This is a genomic window from uncultured Roseobacter sp. (assembly GCF_947491795.1).
Lineage (GTDB): Bacteria > Pseudomonadota > Alphaproteobacteria > Rhodobacterales > Rhodobacteraceae > Roseobacter.
Window position 1 is genome coordinate 123,442 of record NZ_CANLKW010000004.1, and the last position, 15,714, is coordinate 139,155.

17 protein-coding genes are annotated in these 15,714 nt (G+C 61.5%); 10 read left to right on the forward strand and 7 right to left on the reverse strand.

Annotated features, from left to right (window positions below):
* Positions 1 to 213: 213 nt before the first annotated feature.
* The 3 genes from Q1A34_RS17145 to Q1A34_RS17155 all read right to left on the reverse strand — a co-directional run bounded on the left by Q1A34_RS17145 (position 214) and on the right by Q1A34_RS17155 (position 3,236).
* Positions 214 to 936: a hypothetical protein gene (locus Q1A34_RS17145; protein ID WP_300037098.1), complete on the reverse strand. Its 723-nt coding sequence runs from the start codon at positions 934 to 936 to the stop codon at positions 214 to 216.
* A gap of 23 nt (positions 937 to 959) precedes the next feature.
* Complete coding sequence (ettA, locus tag Q1A34_RS17150) at positions 960 to 2,609, reverse strand: energy-dependent translational throttle protein EttA (RefSeq protein ID WP_300037100.1); 1,650 nt, start codon at positions 2,607 to 2,609, stop codon at positions 960 to 962.
* Between the two features lie 138 nt (positions 2,610 to 2,747).
* Positions 2,748 to 3,236, reverse strand: coding sequence for a MarR family transcriptional regulator (locus tag Q1A34_RS17155; RefSeq protein ID WP_300037103.1), 489 nt, complete (start codon positions 3,234 to 3,236; stop codon positions 2,748 to 2,750).
* A gap of 101 nt (positions 3,237 to 3,337) precedes the next feature.
* Here Q1A34_RS17155 and Q1A34_RS17160 point away from each other — a divergent pair, with 101 nt between their 5' ends.
* The 7 genes from Q1A34_RS17160 to dacB all read left to right on the forward strand — a co-directional run bounded on the left by Q1A34_RS17160 (position 3,338) and on the right by dacB (position 9,817).
* Positions 3,338 to 3,706: an antibiotic biosynthesis monooxygenase family protein gene (locus Q1A34_RS17160; protein ID WP_300037106.1), complete on the forward strand. Its 369-nt coding sequence runs from the start codon at positions 3,338 to 3,340 to the stop codon at positions 3,704 to 3,706.
* A gap of 36 nt (positions 3,707 to 3,742) precedes the next feature.
* Entirely contained in the window at positions 3,743 to 4,186 is a 444-nt protein-coding gene (locus Q1A34_RS17165) for a hypothetical protein (RefSeq protein ID WP_300037109.1), read from the forward strand.
* Positions 4,187 to 4,337: 151 nt separating this feature from the next.
* Positions 4,338 to 5,477, forward strand: coding sequence for a serine hydrolase (locus Q1A34_RS17170; protein WP_300037112.1), 1,140 nt, complete (start codon positions 4,338 to 4,340; stop codon positions 5,475 to 5,477).
* Between the two features lie 66 nt (positions 5,478 to 5,543).
* Positions 5,544 to 6,116, forward strand: a complete 573-nt coding sequence (locus Q1A34_RS17175) for a hypothetical protein (protein WP_300037115.1) — start codon at positions 5,544 to 5,546, stop codon at positions 6,114 to 6,116.
* A gap of 103 nt (positions 6,117 to 6,219) precedes the next feature.
* Positions 6,220 to 7,521 (forward strand): alpha/beta hydrolase, encoded by a 1,302-nt coding sequence (locus tag Q1A34_RS17180; RefSeq protein ID WP_300037119.1) that lies wholly within the window; start codon positions 6,220 to 6,222, stop codon positions 7,519 to 7,521.
* A gap of 110 nt (positions 7,522 to 7,631) precedes the next feature.
* Positions 7,632 to 8,234, forward strand: coding sequence for a nicotinate-nucleotide adenylyltransferase (locus Q1A34_RS17185; RefSeq protein WP_300037122.1), 603 nt, complete (start codon positions 7,632 to 7,634; stop codon positions 8,232 to 8,234).
* Between the two features lie 71 nt (positions 8,235 to 8,305).
* Complete coding sequence (dacB, locus tag Q1A34_RS17190; RefSeq protein WP_300037125.1) at positions 8,306 to 9,817, forward strand: D-alanyl-D-alanine carboxypeptidase/D-alanyl-D-alanine-endopeptidase; 1,512 nt, start codon at positions 8,306 to 8,308, stop codon at positions 9,815 to 9,817.
* Positions 9,818 to 9,859: 42 nt separating this feature from the next.
* Here the strand turns inward: dacB and Q1A34_RS17195 are convergent, their stop codons facing one another.
* Positions 9,860 to 10,891, reverse strand: a complete 1,032-nt coding sequence (locus tag Q1A34_RS17195; RefSeq protein WP_300037128.1) for a hypothetical protein — start codon at positions 10,889 to 10,891, stop codon at positions 9,860 to 9,862.
* Positions 10,892 to 10,907: 16 nt separating this feature from the next.
* Positions 10,908 to 11,276, reverse strand: a complete 369-nt coding sequence (locus Q1A34_RS17200) for a tellurite resistance TerB family protein (RefSeq protein ID WP_300037567.1) — start codon at positions 11,274 to 11,276, stop codon at positions 10,908 to 10,910.
* 171 nt (positions 11,277 to 11,447) lie between these two features.
* Here Q1A34_RS17200 and Q1A34_RS17205 point away from each other — a divergent pair, with 171 nt between their 5' ends.
* Entirely contained in the window at positions 11,448 to 13,031 is a 1,584-nt protein-coding gene (locus Q1A34_RS17205) for a lysine--tRNA ligase (RefSeq protein ID WP_300037131.1), read from the forward strand.
* Positions 13,032 to 13,090: 59 nt separating this feature from the next.
* Positions 13,091 to 13,492 (forward strand): DUF4864 domain-containing protein, encoded by a 402-nt coding sequence (locus Q1A34_RS17210; protein WP_300037134.1) that lies wholly within the window; start codon positions 13,091 to 13,093, stop codon positions 13,490 to 13,492.
* A gap of 3 nt (positions 13,493 to 13,495) precedes the next feature.
* Here the strand turns inward: Q1A34_RS17210 and Q1A34_RS17215 are convergent, their stop codons facing one another.
* The gene (locus Q1A34_RS17215) at positions 13,496 to 14,164 is read right to left on the reverse strand and encodes a hypothetical protein (protein ID WP_300037137.1); all 669 of its coding nucleotides are present in this window, start codon (positions 14,162 to 14,164) and stop codon (positions 13,496 to 13,498) included.
* Positions 14,165 to 14,306: 142 nt separating this feature from the next.
* Between Q1A34_RS17215 and Q1A34_RS17220 the strand changes: the two genes are divergently transcribed.
* Entirely contained in the window at positions 14,307 to 14,546 is a 240-nt protein-coding gene (locus Q1A34_RS17220; RefSeq protein ID WP_300037140.1) for a zf-TFIIB domain-containing protein, read from the forward strand.
* A gap of 4 nt (positions 14,547 to 14,550) precedes the next feature.
* Here the strand turns inward: Q1A34_RS17220 and Q1A34_RS17225 are convergent, their stop codons facing one another.
* Positions 14,551 to 14,976, reverse strand: coding sequence for a hypothetical protein (locus Q1A34_RS17225; RefSeq protein ID WP_300037142.1), 426 nt, complete (start codon positions 14,974 to 14,976; stop codon positions 14,551 to 14,553).
* Positions 14,977 to 15,714 lie beyond the last annotated feature (738 nt).

Below are 15,714 nucleotides of genomic sequence, written 5' to 3' on the forward strand. Positions count from 1 at the left end.
AGGGTTGTGGGTGGGCACCGCGCAAACGCCCCGCGTTTTCGCCGCCCCTCAGTGCCCCATCACGCCGAAGGCGTGCCGTCAAAAGCTGGCGCACCTTTGGTGCGACGGCGGGGGCGACTGCGTCTCCCCCGGGGCTGTCGCCTTCTGCGGCCTCAAGCTGTCCACCGGACAGTTTGCAAGACGGCCTCCGACCTGCGGCTAGGTTTTCATTCCTTAGCGAGCATACTCGGCGATGAGATCCTCTATACTTGCGAAATTCGATAATACAATCGCAGCTTCTAAACCGGATGGCAGTGCTTCTCTTCCGTTACAAACTGCTAGTTGCAATCCATCATTTTGAGTCAGATGGTCGCAGCAATTTGAGGTGTATTGATCCACCCCATTGCTGGTTACCCTACAGTGAATATACAAAGCAATTCTCACGTCGCGTGGAATGGAGGTCTGGTTTTTTGCTGGAAAGCATCTGCCGGGCGAAACCTCACTGCCGTCTTCCATGCATAAATAGTCTAAAGTCGGTTCAGTTTTGTCGGCTGCTATGTCGGGTTCAAACCCAGACAAATTCAGAAAAGTGGCAACAGTGACTCCAACCACGCCAACGGCCGAAACGACGGCGCCCATCTTTGCGAATGGATAGCGCTCCAAAGATGGTGCGCTTTTGTTGCGATGTGGAAATCCCCATAGTTCTTCATTTTTGGTATTCTTGTAGCGCCTAGCTCCAGCCATAATTAGGGCCTCGCGCAGCTTCTTTGGCTCATCGTCGTACACTGCTACCGCATGTAACAAAGTATCAAATCGTCTTAGTGAATGATCTTCGTCGTCGAGCATTTCCTTTAGCCGCTGAAGCACTCGTCGGTTCAATTTTTCGTCCGAGAACCGTTGAAAAAGTGACGGAAGTATTGAGCCAACTAGATCAAAGATTTTGAGCAGAATCTCCATTTTGGGATGTTACACTCGATTGCCTACCGCACAAACTTCTTATGCTTCATACGCTTCGGCTCAACGTCCCCCAGTCTCCGCTTCTTGTCTTCCTCATAGTCCTCGAAGTTGCCTTCGAACCATTCGACATGGGCCTCGCCCTCAAAGGCCAGGATGTGCGTGCAGATCCGGTCCAGAAAGAAACGGTCGTGGGAGATGACCACGGCGCAGCCGGCGAAATCCACCAGGGCGTCTTCCAGTGCGCGCAGGGTTTCGACGTCGAGATCGTTGGTCGGCTCATCCAGCAGGAGCACGTTGCCGCCTGATTTCAGCAGGCGCGCCATATGCACGCGGTTGCGTTCACCGCCCGACAGCAGGCCCACCTTTTTCTGCTGGTCGCCGCCCTTGAAGTTGAAGGACGAGCAATAGGCGCGGGAGTTGACCTCTGCATCGCCCAGCTGGATCAGTTCGGCCCCGCCCGAGATCGCCTGCCAGACGGTCTCGTCCGCGCTCAGATCATCGCGGGACTGGTCGACATAGGACAGATCCACCGTGTCGCCCATTTCGATGGTGCCCGCGTCGGGCTGTTCCTGGCCGGTGAGCATTTTGAACAGGGTGGATTTACCCGCACCGTTGGGGCCGATCACGCCGACGATGCCGCCGGGGGGCAGGGAGAAGTCGAGCCCTTCGACCAGCAGCTTGTCGCCCATGGCCTTGGAGAGGCCCGTCACGTCGATCACCTTGGAGCCCAGACGCTGGCCGGTGGGGATGACGATCTGCGCGCGGGTGAGTTTTTCGCGTTCGGACTGTTCGGCCATGTCGTTATAGGCGTTGATCCGGGCCTTGGATTTGGCCTGGCGGGCCTTGGCGCCCTGGCGCATCCATTCCAGCTCGCGTTCGAGGGTTTTCTGGCGGCTCTTGTCCTCGCGGGCTTCCTGCTCCAGACGCTTGGCTTTTTGTTCGAGCCAGGCGGAATAGTTGCCTTCGTAGGGAATGCCGCGGCCGCGGTCGAGTTCGAGAATCCAGCCGGTGATGTCATCGAGGAAGTAGCGGTCGTGGGTGACGATCAGGATCGTGCCCTTGTAGTCGATGAGGTGCTGTTGCAGCCAGGCGATGGTTTCGGCATCGAGGTGGTTGGTCGGCTCGTCGAGGAGCAGCATATCGGGCGCCTCGATCAGCAGTTTGCACAGCGCGACACGGCGGGCCTCACCACCGGACAGATCGCTGATGCTGGCGTCATCGGGCGGGCAGCGCAGCGCCTCGAGCGAGACGTCGATCTGGCTGTCGAGATCCCAGAGGTTTTCGGCGTCGATCTTGTCCTGCAGCTCGGCCATCTCGTCGGCGGTCTCGTCCGAGTAGTTCATCGCCAGCTCGTTATAGCGGTCCAGGATGGCCTTTTTGTCGGCCACGGCCAGCATGACGTTTTCGCGCACGGTGAGGCTCTCGTCGAGTTTGGGTTCCTGCGGCAGGTAGCCCACAGTCGCGCCCTCGGCGTGCCAGGCCTCGCCCTGGAATTCGGTGTCGAGACCGGCCATGATCTTCATCAGCGTGGATTTACCCGCGCCGTTGACGCCCACGACGCCGATTTTCACCCCCGGCAGAAAATTCAGGTGGATGTTCTCAAAGCATTTCTTGCCACCCGGGTAGGTCTTTGAGACGCCGGACATGTGATAAACGTACTGATATGCGGCCATGGGGATGCTCCTGGTGCGGATGTGTCTGTTTTGCCCTCTGATACCGGGAGGCGGGCAGGGGAGCAATCCACGAAGCGCCTGTGGGGTGTTGTGGTACGTGCGGGACTGGAAAGAGGGCTGCTGCGGGCTGCGCGCGGCTCAGCCCTGGCCCGGGTTTTCCTCCTGCTGTGCCGATGCTTGCTGCAGACGGGCCCTGAGAAGACCGATCACTTTGTGCGCGGCCGCGATCTCTGCGGCGGACAGCCCCTGTGACAGGTCATTCACCCAGGGGTTCTGCCGGGCAATGGCGGCCTCGTAGAGCTTTTGCCCCTGCGCTGTCAGGACAACGAGGTGGGCGCGTTTGTGCTGCGGGTTTGGTTGGAAATCAACGATGCCCTCTTTGCGCATCTCGTTGACGATCCGCTGCACGCCCTGTCTGTGAACACCGAGGCTTCGGGCATGCCAGGCGACGGATTCCGGCTGCTCCGCATAGGCAATCGCACCGAGGATCTGCCAGCGTGCGCTGGTCAGCCCAAGGTCGGAGACGAGCCGGTCCCCCGCAAGCAGCAGACGCCCGTTCAGCCGGAACACCTCCAGGATCAGCGCGGTGACGGCCTCGCCCTCTCTGGTCCGTTTTTCAGCTGCCATAGCGCCTCCTTTTAATTGACAACGTGTTGTCAATATGGTTTGTGGTCCCGAATTATGACAACATGACACCAAATTGCAGCGCCACGCAAGGAGCACCGAAAATGGTCAACATCAAACCACTTGACCCTGAATTTCCCATCGAACAGCAGCTGGGCACCGATGCCGGGCCCGTTGTTCTTGTCAATCTCTTTACGGTCGATCCTGCTGACCAGGAAGCTCTGGTCGAGGCCTGGGCGGGCGATGCGCAGTGGATGAAAAAGCAGCCGGGCTATATCAGCACCCAGCTGCACAGGGCTGTCGGTGATGGCAGCATGTACCTGAATTACGCCGTCTGGGACAGTATTGCGGATTTTCGCACCGCCTTTGCAAACCCGGAGTTTCAGCAGCATCTGGGCCACTATCCGTCGAGCGCTGTGACATCGCCCCATCTGTTTGAAAAGATCGCTGTGCCGAACTGCTGCACGGCCTGAAGACCCTGTCAGTCAAAGACAGGTTGGAGGAAAACCATGAAAACAAAACTTCACGCCGCAGCAGGCAGCATCGGATTTCTGATGATCCTCGCTTTCTGGACATCGACCGTCGCCACCGAGCTTTTTGCAGGCCATGAGACCGTTGCCGGGGTCAAAGCGCTGATCCTGCGGGGGATGTATATTCTGATACCGGCGATGATCATTGCCGGTGCTTCGGGCATGTCCCTCGGGCGCCGGCGCAAAGACCGGCTGACGCGGGCCAAGAAAACACGGATGCCGGTCATCGCGCTCAACGGTCTGATTGTTCTGCTACCCTCTGCCTGGTTTCTGGCGGGTAAGGCCGCAGCAGGGGCGTTTGATGGTGCATTCTATACGGTTCAGGTGGTTGAGCTGATCGCCGGTGGTGCCAATCTGATCATGATGGGGCTGAACATCCGTGACGGCCTGCGGATGACCGGGCGGCTCCGGCGGGCCGGGTGACGGGGGCTGGCAACGGGTGCGCCAACGCGCGCGCCAAAGGTCTGATCCCACAGAGCGGGCGGGCGGCACAGCGGATGCCCGCCCGTTCTGCGCTGTTGACGCAGTGCAACCGCCGGTGGAGACTGGTGGGAACAGACGGTGGGAGGACAGAATGTCAAAGATGGATGCAGTGCTGCAGAATGCAGTGGCGGCGGGGGATGTTCCCTTTGCCGTGGCGATGGCGGCCGATGCCAGCGGTGTGACCTATTCGGGTGCGGCGGGCGAGGCCGCGCCGGGGCGCGCGGCGGCAGAGGATACGGCGTTTCGCATTTTCTCCATGACCAAGGCGGTGGGATCGGTGGCGGCGATGATCCTGATCGATCGCGGCAAAATGTCGATGGACACGCCGGTGGCGGATATTCTGCCCGCCTGGAACGATTTGCAGGTGCTGGAGGGCTGGGACGGCGATACGCCCCGTCTGCGCGCGCCGAAAACCACCGCGACGCTGCGCCATCTGGCGACCCATACCAGCGGGCTGGAGTATGAATTCTGGAACGCGGATATGGCGAAGTATCTGGAGGTGACCGGCGCAGCCCCCATCCTGTCGGGGCTGCACGCGGGTCTGATGAACCCGCTGATGAGCGATCCGGGCACGCGCTGGGGCTACGGGCCCGGGATTGACTGGCTGGGGCAGGTGGTCGAGGCTGTGGATGGCCGCCGGATCGATGCCTTTTGTCAGGAGGAGATCTTTGATCCGCTGGGCATGTCGGACACCGCCTTTGAACCCGGCGCGCTGGCGGCGCGTCTGGCGCAGGTGTCTATCCGGGGCGAGGACGGCACATTCGCACCCTTTGACATCGCGCCACCGCCCGAACCGGAGGTTTACGGGATGGGGCATGCGCTCTATTCCACCGCACCCGATTATCTGACGTTTATCCGCATGGTGCTGAACCGGGGCGCGCTGGATGGTGCGCGTATTCTGTCAGAGGAGGCCTGGACGCTGATGACTGCCGACCAGATGCAGGGGCTGACGTTCCGGACCATGGTGTCCGAGGCCCCGCCGCTGACGGCGGATGTGGAGCTGCCCGCAGGCACCACCCACAGTTTTGCCTTTGTGCGTTTTGAGGATGACATTGCGGAGGCGCGGCGCGCCGGTACGCTGAGCTGGGCAGGGGTGTGCAATACGCATTACTGGATTGATCCCGCCACGGGCGTTGCCGCCGTGATCATGACCCAGTCGCTGCCCTTTGCCGAAGAGCGTTTTGCGCAGACCTATCTGGCGTATGAAAAGGCGGTCTATGCCAGCCTGTAGCCCGGGCGGCGCGGGCAGGTGCCGGGGGATGACCGGCACAAAGACACGGACAGGGGGGAGAGGGGAATGACCTATCAGGAAATGCTGACCTCGGTGCTGATACTGCCCGAGGGCGAGCGGCGCAGGCTGATGCGGGCGCACTGGCGCGATGCTTTCTCGGAGGGGTTCATCGCCTATGTTCAGAGCCAGATCGATGCCACGGAGGCCTATATCCGAGGCGAAAAGCGCGGTCTGAGCGCCTGGCTGCCGGATATGGTCGAGGCGGTGTTTGTCGAGGGCAACAAAGTCTATCTCGGCCAGCTGCTGACCGTCTGGGACAGCATGAAGACGGTCTACGCGCAGCTGCAGACGGCCAGTGCAGAGGAAGGCAACCCCACCGGCATGGCAGAAAAGGCCGGCCCGCAGGTGATGCCCGCAGGGCAGGTGATCACCGGGGCAACCGATTGCGCGCGCTGCGGGGCGGCGACAGCCGGGGGCATCTGCGGTGCCTGTGCCGACCATGATGCTTTTGTCGAACAGGACCACCTGGACTATGAGCAGAGCCTGAACGACCAGGCGTATTACCGCCAGCAGTACGACAACCATCAGGTCGATATGAGCTACTACGACGGGCAGTCGGATTTCTATAACAACCAGTAGTGCCGCGCGCGGACCCGCCGGACCCGCCACAGGGCCGGAATGTGATTTTGCAAAAGGGGCAGAGCATGTTAGCGGTTGTCGCGATGTGATACCGGGGGGATGTATGAATGGTCTGACAGCGCTCGTTCTGGGGCTGGTGCTGGTGCTGTCCGCCTGCGGGATCCGCGATGCGGTTCTGGCCCCGCCGCCGAACCTCTATGCCACCGGTAAAAACTATCCCACCGACACGGTGCCTGTACCGCTGCGCAACACCGCGCCGCGTATTTTCTATGTCACCGGGCGCAACCCGGAGCCCGGGCCGGATGGCACTGTCAGCTATGGGCTGGAGCGGTCGGAATCGATGGCCTTTGGTACGGCCCGCGTGCGTTTCGGTGCCGCGGACTGGGACGATCTGGTGGCGCGGACCCACCAGGACGGCAAGCGCAGCCTGTCCAGCCTGGAAGTTGAACGCATCGACGAGGTCGTGCGGTTCCGCGAGGTACCCCTGGCCACAGAGCGCACCGATGGTGAGCTGATCTTTGATCCGGAGCAAAAGGCGGAGTACGACGCAGGCGGCGAGGCCTTTAAGGCTGCTGTGCGCGCGGAAATTGCCCGGACGGGCAACCGGCGCATCCTGATTTTCACCCACGGCGTGCGCAATGATTTTACCAGTTCGGTCACCTCGCTGGCGAACCTGTGGCATTTTACCGGGCGGGGCAGCATCCCCATCGCCTTTACCTGGCCTGCGGGCAATGCGGGCCTGCTGGGCTATTTCCGCGACCGCGAGGCAGGTGATTTCAGCGTTTTTCATGCCAAGGAAATGCTGCGTCTGCTGGCCGAAATGCCCGAGGTTGAGGATATCGACATCGTGGCCCATTCGCGCGGGACCGATGTGATGGCCAAGGCGCTGCGGGAGCTGGTGATTTACCACCGGGGGCGCGGAAAGCTGCCCAAAACCGCAATGAAGACCGGCACGCTGATCCTGGCCGCTGCCGATCTGGACACCGGCGTGGTGCGCCAGCGCTTGCAGGCCGAGCGGTTTTCCGAAGCCTTTGAGCAGATCAATATCTACATCAACCCCACGGACGGGGCGCTGCGGCTGTCGTCTTTTCTGGGCAATGTGCCCCGGCTGGGCTCGGCCACGGCAGAGACTCTGACGCCACAGGATATCGCGCGCCTGGGCAAAGCGGAGCTGGTGTTTTTCATCCGTGCGGAAAACATTGCCGGAACGGGGCATTCCTATTTCCGCAACAACCCGGCGGTGCTGTCGGATATTGTGCTGACACTGCGCACCCGCGCCTTTCCCGGCGGCACGCTGCGCCCGCTGGAACAGGGGGCAGACGGGTTCTGGCAGCTGCATCCGAATTATCCGCTGGAGCGTTTGCCGGACCTGTCGGATGCCGCAAGCCGGCGCGAGGAACGCTGAGCCGTTGCGCCGGGTCACTGACCCCGCGAGGTGCCGCAGGGCCTGCCTGTTTTGATCTGCATGGCTGATTTGCATTGAAAGAACGCGGTATTTGCCGTCAAACGGGGGCCATGCAGCGTGTGATGCCATATGCGCGGCCCGGGCAGGTCATCGGGCTTTTGGGCGGGTCGTTCGATCCGGCGCACGGCGGGCATGTGCACATCACGCTGGAGGCGATGAAACGCTTTGGCCTGACCCGTGTGTGGTGGCTGGTCAGCCCGGGCAATCCGCTGAAAGCCCGTGGCCCCGCCCCGCTGGACCAGCGCATGGCGCGCGCGCGCGCACTGATGGATCATCCGCGTGTTACGGTCACAGATATCGAGGCCGCACTGGGCACGCGTTATACCGCGCAGACGCTGAAACGGTTGCAGGCGCGCTGTCCCGGGGTGCGGTTCGTCTGGCTGATGGGGGCGGATAACCTGGCGCAGCTGCACCGCTGGCAGGACTGGCACGATATCATGCAATCGGTGCCCGTGGGTGTTCTGGCCCGTCCGGGCGACAGGATTTCGGCCCGTACCAGCCCGGCCGCGCGGCGCTACCGGTCCTGCCGGATAGCGGGCCATGCCAGCCATCTGCTGGCCCGGGCAGAGGCCCCGGCCTGGTGTTTTGTGAATGTGCCGATGCGCAGCCAGTCGTCTTCTGCGATCCGGGCGGCGGGCGGCTGGACGGATTGATCACAAATTCGAACTTTATGTGAAGCTGCGGGTGCTTGTGCCCGGGCAGGCGGTGGGGTTTACTCGGCGCGATGCGACACAGACCTGCCCCCCACCTGACACGACGCAGCCTGCTGGCCGGAGCCCTTGCCGGGTTTGGCGCGCCGGGCCTTGCGGGCGAGTTGCTGACCTCGCCGCGTCCGGTGCTGCGCGGCGGGCCAAAGCTGCCCGCAGCGGATGTGCTGGTGCGCGAAGCGCGGCTGAGTGGTGAGATTGCCTTTGCCGTGGCGGATGCCGCCACCGGCGAGATCCTGGAATCCCGCGCACCTGCCACGGGCATTGCTCCGGCCAGTGTGACCAAGGCCATTACCGCGCTTTATGCGCTGGATACGCTGGGGCCGGATCACCGGTTCCGCACGCGTCTGCTGGGCACCGGCCCGGTCGAAAACGGCATGCTGGAGGGCAATCTGATCCTTGCGGGCGGCTGTGATCCCACGCTTGATACCCGCGATCTGGCGCTGCTGGCCACCCGGCTGAAAGAGGCCGGTATCCGCGAGGTGCGCGGCGGTTTTGTCGTGCACGAAGGGCCGGTGCTGTCGGTGCGTTCGATTGACCCCGCACAGCCGGATCACGTGGGCTACAACCCGGCGGTTTCGGGCATCGCGCTGAATTTCAACCGGGTGCATTTTGAATGGAAGCGGGCCTCCGGTGATTACACCATCACGATGGATGCGCGGGCCGGCAAATACCGCCCCGAGGTGATGATTGCCCGCATGGCCGTTCAGGACCGCGCGCAGCCCGTCTATACCTATGAGGACGCGGGCGGGCGCGACAACTGGACCGTGGCGCGCGGCGCGCTGGGCCGGGAGGGTGCGCGCTGGCTGCCGGTGCGCCGTCCAGGGCTCTATGCGGCAGAGGTTTTTGCCACGCTGGCCCGCGCTAACGGGATTGTCCTGAAACCGGCCGCTGTGCTGCAAAGCCTGCCGGAGGCGCGCGAACTGGCAGCGGTGGAAAGCGCACCACTGAGCGATGTGCTGCAGTCGATGCTGAAGTTCTCGACCAACCTGACGGCAGAGATGGTCGGACTGGCCGCAACTCATGCCCGCGTGGGCCGGGTCGGGACGCTGGCCGCATCGGCGAGTGAAATGAACACCTGGGCGCGCGATGTGCTGGGCATGCAGGTCCCGGGGTTTGCCGATCATTCGGGCCTGGGCAGTACCAGCCGGGTGAGTGCCGCGGATATGGTGCGCGGCCTTGGCGCGGTGGGTCATGCGGCGCTGCTGCGCCCGCTGCTCAAACCGGTGAAACTGCTCGATGCGCAGGGCCGCACCATCAACGACCACCCGGTGCAGGCCGATGCCAAGACCGGCACGCTGAATTTTGTCTCGGGCCTTGCGGGCTATGTTACCTCGACCGGCGGGCGCGAACTGGTCTTTGCCTTCTTTTCCGCAGATGAGGAAATCCGCGCGGGCCTGACACGGGCACAGCGCGAACGCCCGCCTGGCGGACGCACTTGGGCCAGCCGCGCGCGCCGTCTGCAGCGACAGCTGATCATGCGCTGGGGGGCGGAATTCAACGAACGGACGGCGGAAGTCGCAGACTGACCGCGACGGTCCGCAAGGGCCGGTCAGATGTCCGTCGGGTCATCAGCCGGCAGGCACGGTCGTGTGGGTTTCGATCAGGGTTTTTGCAAAACCAAGCGTCTGATCAATCAGGATCAGGACCGCAGCCAGCATCAGGATATGCGGGATGATATTCCAGTTGGTGCGGATGCAGACGATCACCGAGACGGGGAAAACGATGAGCATCGCGAAAATCAGATAGCTGTACAACCTGCCCCGTTCGTCCTGGGGAACCTGGAAGCCTGACATAAAGGGAAACAGCATGCCGATCATCATGGCGACCATGAGCGCAAAGGCCGCGATTTTCTCGCCATCCGACAGCATGATCTGCTTTTTTGGATAGCCGATTGTAAAATAAAGTGCGGGCGCAATCAGAATGCAGGCCGCCAGGGAACCGAACAGCAGATTTATAAAGAGCGCCTCGCTGATAACGCTGCCGGAAAACGAAAGCCAAACGACACCGAGCCCGAACAGCACGCCCCAGTACAGAATGGCCCGGGCCAGAAAGCCACACAGAAAGACCAGATTTCGTTGCAGACGGGCAAAAAACGCATCGTTCGCCGCCGTCGTGCGCCGGTAGGAGAAATACAGCGACAGAACCAGGCAGGAAAACACAAAGACCACAGCGGATGCAAAGAACAGAAAACGCCAGTTGCTCCCCGTCTGATAAGAAAAGACCAGAATCATAACGGCCAGAAAGAAAGACACGCGCAGAATGGCCCACCAGCCAGGCCAGTCGCCGCGCCGCAACCGTGCGCGCAGCGGGTCGTCGTCTTTGATATGATCGCGCCGCAGATGCGCCCCGAGCGCGGCTGTCAGCAACAGCACGGACATCGTGAGCGAATCCAGCATCCGCTCGTATCCTGTCACGTCCAGGTGGATAAAACCCGCGAGATACTGCCAGAGCGCGCGGGTGATTTCTGTCCAGTAGACGGCGATCAGCGTGATCACGCCCGGATAGAGAAACCCCAGATAAACCTGCCCGATCACATGCAGGGCAGGAGGTGCGTAGTACAGCCAGCTCAGTGAAAATACGGGGCTGTACTTTGGCTTCATATCCGCAGGCCGGGCGTCAGGTCAGGTGACGCGCGCGCGCACCGCGTTCGATGGCAGCAGCGTGCAGACGGTCGAGCGCCAGTTCATAGCGGATTTCCTCCAGCAGGCGCAGTTCCGCCTCGCCCAGGGTGCCGTCGGCGGCGGCCACGTCGCAGGCCAGCGCATAGGCGGTTTCAAACAGGCGCTCGGGCAGGGCTTCGCGGATCAGGCCGAAAAGCGCGTCCAGCCCGTCTTCCTGCTCAAAGAGATCAAAGACCACCTGGCTGACGACGCTCATCCGGTCGGGATCGTATTCTGCAAAGATCGGCAGCATCTGGACCGCCGCCTCGATCTTGACCAGTTCCGCCGTGCGGATATCCGCATCAGAGGCGGAGACGGCGATCATCAGGGCAACAAGACTGTCTTGCGCGTTAAACGCGTGGGCTGGGCTGTCGGGCACGGGGGTTTGCTTTCACTGGTCAGGAATGCAGCCAATTTATTGACGCCACCGGGCCAAGGCAATAGGGACGGGCAAAACCCTGCGCATGGGGCGCAGGGCAAAACCCCGGAGTGGATGATGTCTGAGACCCGTGACGCCGCGATGACCAGCAAAGCATGGCCTTTTGAGGAAGCACGCCGGGTGCTCAAACGCTATGCCAAGGCGCCGCCTGAAAAGGGCTATGTGCTCTTCTCGACCGGCTACGGCCCCAGTGGTCTGCCGCATATCGGCACCTTTGGCGAGGTGCTGCGCACCACCATGGTGCGCCGCGCGTTCGAGCAGATTTCCGACATCCCCACAAAGCTGATCTGTTTTTCGGACGATCTGGACGGGATGCGCAAGGTGCCGGGCAACGTGCCGCAACAGGAGATGCTGGCCGGACATATGCACAAGCCGCTGACGGACGTGCCGGACCCTTTCGGCACGCATGAGAGCTTTGGCCATCACAACAACGCCATGCTGCGGCGGTTTCTGGATACTTTCGGGTTTGACTATGAGTTCTATTCCGCGCGCGAATTTTACCGCTCCGGGCAGTTCGATGAGGTGCTGAAACGCGCGGTCGAGCGTTATGATGACGTGATGAAGGTGATGCTGAAGTCGCTGCGCGAGGAGCGTCAGCAGACCTATTCGATTTTCCTGCCGATCCATCCGGAAACCGGCCGGGTGCTTTATGTGCCGATGAAAAACGTCGATGCGGTCAATTACACCATCACCTTTGATGATGAGGACGGGCGCGAATGGACGCTGCCGGTGACTGGCGGAAACGTCAAGCTGCAGTGGAAGCCCGATTTCGGCGCGCGCTGGGCAGCACTTGGCGTTGATTTCGAGATGTATGGCAAGGAACACGCCACCAACACTGCGATTTACGACCGGATCTGCGAGATCCTGGGCGGCAAAAAGCCTGAGCATTTCAGCTATGAGCTGTTTCTTGATGAAAACGGACAGAAGATTTCCAAATCCTCCGGCAACGGAATTTCAATCGATCAGTGGCTCAGCTATGCCAGCACTGAGAGCCTGTCGTATTTCATGTTCCAAAAGCCCAAAACCGCCAAGCGGATGTATTTTGATGTCATCCCCAAAGCGGTGGATGAATACCACCAGCAGCTGCGCGCCTACCCCGGACAGGATATAGTTCAACAGTTGAATAATCCGGTCTGGCACATTCATTCGGGCGACGTGCCTGCGTCGAATATGGTGGTGCCGTTTTCGATGCTGCTCAATCTGGCGAGCGTGTCAGCGGCCGAGGACAAATCACAGCTCTGGGGCTTTATTCAGCGCTATGCCCCTGAAACCAATCCGGAAAACAATCCGGACATGGACGCGGCGGCGGGTTTTGCCGTGCGCTATTTCAACGATTTCGTGAAGCCCGGCAAGGTATACCGGCTGCCTGATGACACCGAGCGCGCGGCGCTGCAGGATCTGCGCGCGCTGCTGGCGGCCTGTGATGGCCCGGTTGATGACGAAGCGTTGCAATCCATTGTCTATGCCTGCGGGCGCGAGCGGTTTGACCCGCTGCGCGGCTGGTTCACGGCCCTTTATGAGGTGCTGCTGGGCGCGAGCCAGGGGCCCCGGTTCGGTGGTTTTATCGCGCTTTACGGTGTGGCCGAAACGGTGGCGCTGATTGATGCCGCACTGGCCGGTGAGCTGGTAAAAGACGCCTGAAACTCTTGCCGCGCGCCTGCCGTGACTTACCCTGAGAGGTGCATCAGGGGAGATATGCCATGCGTTCAGGGATCTTTGCGGTCATCGCCAGTGTTATCATGGCCTTTTCGGCCCAGGCCGAACCTGCGGATATCGAGGCCACGATTGACCGGCAGTTGCAGGCGTTTCAGGCGGATGATTTCGACCGCGCCTTTACCTTTGCCAGCCCGAACCTGCAGCGCCTGTTCCAGTCACCGCAGAATTTCCAGCGTATGGTCACCCAGGGCTATCCCATGGTCTGGCGGTTTTCTGAGTTCCGGTTTCTGGAGCTGCGCGAGGAGAGTGGCGCCTTCTGGCAGCGTGTGATGATCACGGACGAACAGGGCACGGTGCATATACTGGATTACAGGATGCTGGAAACGGCGGAGGGCTGGCGCATCAACGGCGTGCAGATCCTCGACAGCTCGGAGATGAACGCCTGAGCCTCAGAAGTCGCGCCAGATCCCGATTTTCAGCGCATCATCGCCCCCGCCGGAAACAGTAAATTCCGCGCCGATCTGGAGCGTATAGGCCCCGCCGCGCGGTTGCCACAGCAATGAGGGCGCGAGATCTGAAAAGACCTGACCATCCTCAAGAGTGTTGAACAACTGGATCATGCCTTTGACTGTTTTCGCGATGGGCATGCCAAATGTGGCGTCGATCTTGGTGCGGGTTTTTGCGGGCGCGCGGGGGATATTGATGCTCGCATCCACAGCTGCCCAGCCCCAGCTGTCGCGCCATTTGATCCCGCGTCCCCAGCTCAGCCCGGCCTCCAGTGCCGGTGAGAATATCCCGTTGGTATAGCGTGCCCCAAGGCCCGCCTCGCCTGCAAAGCGGTGGGTGCCATCGGTGGGGCCGATGGGAAAGCGCAAAAACACCACGCCCGAACCGTTCTGCTGCCCCGTTCGGTCGAGACCCAGGCTGATATCCGCGCCCAGGGTGTGCCGCGCCGTCAGCCCGTATTCCAGATAGATACTGCCGGAGAAATCGCGGTCCTGCGTGGCCGTGACAGAGGTCGACGAAAACCCGCGCCCTTCCTCGCGCAGCCAGGCTCCGGCCCGGGCAGACTGCCCGCCCACAAGGCAGATCACCAGAGCCATCAGCAGAGGTTTCATCGCAGTCCTTTCCGCCGGACAACATGGTTAACGGGCGTTAATAAATGGTTACCGGAACAGGTGGGATTTTATCGTTATCAGGGATGAAAAAGGCGGCGCGCGACCCTATCTCCACGGTCACACAGCCCGAGGAGAACCAGCCATGAAATGCCCCGTTGACGGATCCACACTTGTCATTGCCGAACGCAGCGGCGTGGAGATTGACTATTGTCCGCAATGCCGTGGTGTCTGGCTGGACCGGGGCGAGCTGGACAAGATCATTGACCGCAGCGCGGGCAGTGCGCCGCCGCCCGTTCAGCAGCAACCGCGCGGCGAATACCGCGGCGGCTACAAAAAGAAAAAGCGTGCCAGCAGCTTTCTCGAAGACATTTTTGATTTCTGAGCGGTCAGACACCGGCCTCTGGCTGGCAGGCACGGAACGCGGCGACCGGTTCTGCCGCCCCGTCGAGCGCAAAGTCCAGCCGCGCTGATCCCAGCGTGGCGGTCACCGTTTCATTATACTGCAGCCCGTTCAGCACATTTCCGAACCCACGGTCCGTGACTGTCACCGAGCGACCGTCGCGCGAGGGCATGTGGCGGTCTGTGGCGATGCTGATGGGGAGTGCGCCGTCAAACTGCATCGCAAAGACGGGTGCTGAATCAAACGGATCCGCCTGCCGCACTGTCACGGTATAAAGCGGCCCTGTCGGATCATAGGTCAGCTCGATCTCTGCTGCCGGGGTCCGGTGGCTGAGCACACAGGGCAGACCGGGGGTAAATTCCCAGGCGGTGGCGGGGGCCGCAAACAGGCACAGGGCAAGGAGAAAGCGCATGGGCGGCAGATAGGGCGTTTTTTCGCCCCGTGTAGCAAATGACCCCAAAAAGGGCGCTGCCGATGATCAGGCCGCACATTGAGACCCTGCCGTGTCATACCCCTTGCCAAAACCGACGGATTGCCGGGTTTCCGGGCTGGAGGCACAACTTGTCAGGCTTCTGTGCTCTGTGAATGCGCCACCGTGAACTGACAACGACCATAACCGGGTCTGAAGGTGTCCGATCAGGCATGGGCGAGGCCAGACAAGGGTCACCAGATGACCCAGGCCGCGAAACAGGTCTGGTTCCGGACCCCGGGGCCACAGCATGGGCTATGCCGCCGGTGGCCGCGGGGTCGATGAGGTTGACGGACACTATGCCAAAAGGCCATGGGCGCGGGGGTAGAAACCAGCCCGCAGAATCGGCTCTGCCGCGGCCAACGGCCTCGCCCGTGGATATGCGCCGCCGCCCGGGATGTAAAAACCGTCCGCGCGCTGCAGTTTCGATGACGATGCGCCACGGTTTCGTGAAACGGCGTCATCGCATAAAACCGCGCCCCGGGTTTTCAGCGCCGGAAAGCCTTGTTTTCAGGCCCGTCGCGCGCCCGGTGATCACACAACCCGTGAGTATTTCCAAAGGTTATAGACCCCATTCAGAGCAAGAATTTCAAAGGCCGGCCAGCCTGCGCACATGGTTAAGCGGCGGAGAGACCGACAGTCCGGTTTGATCTCCGCTGCAGATCAACCCTATGCGGAGCT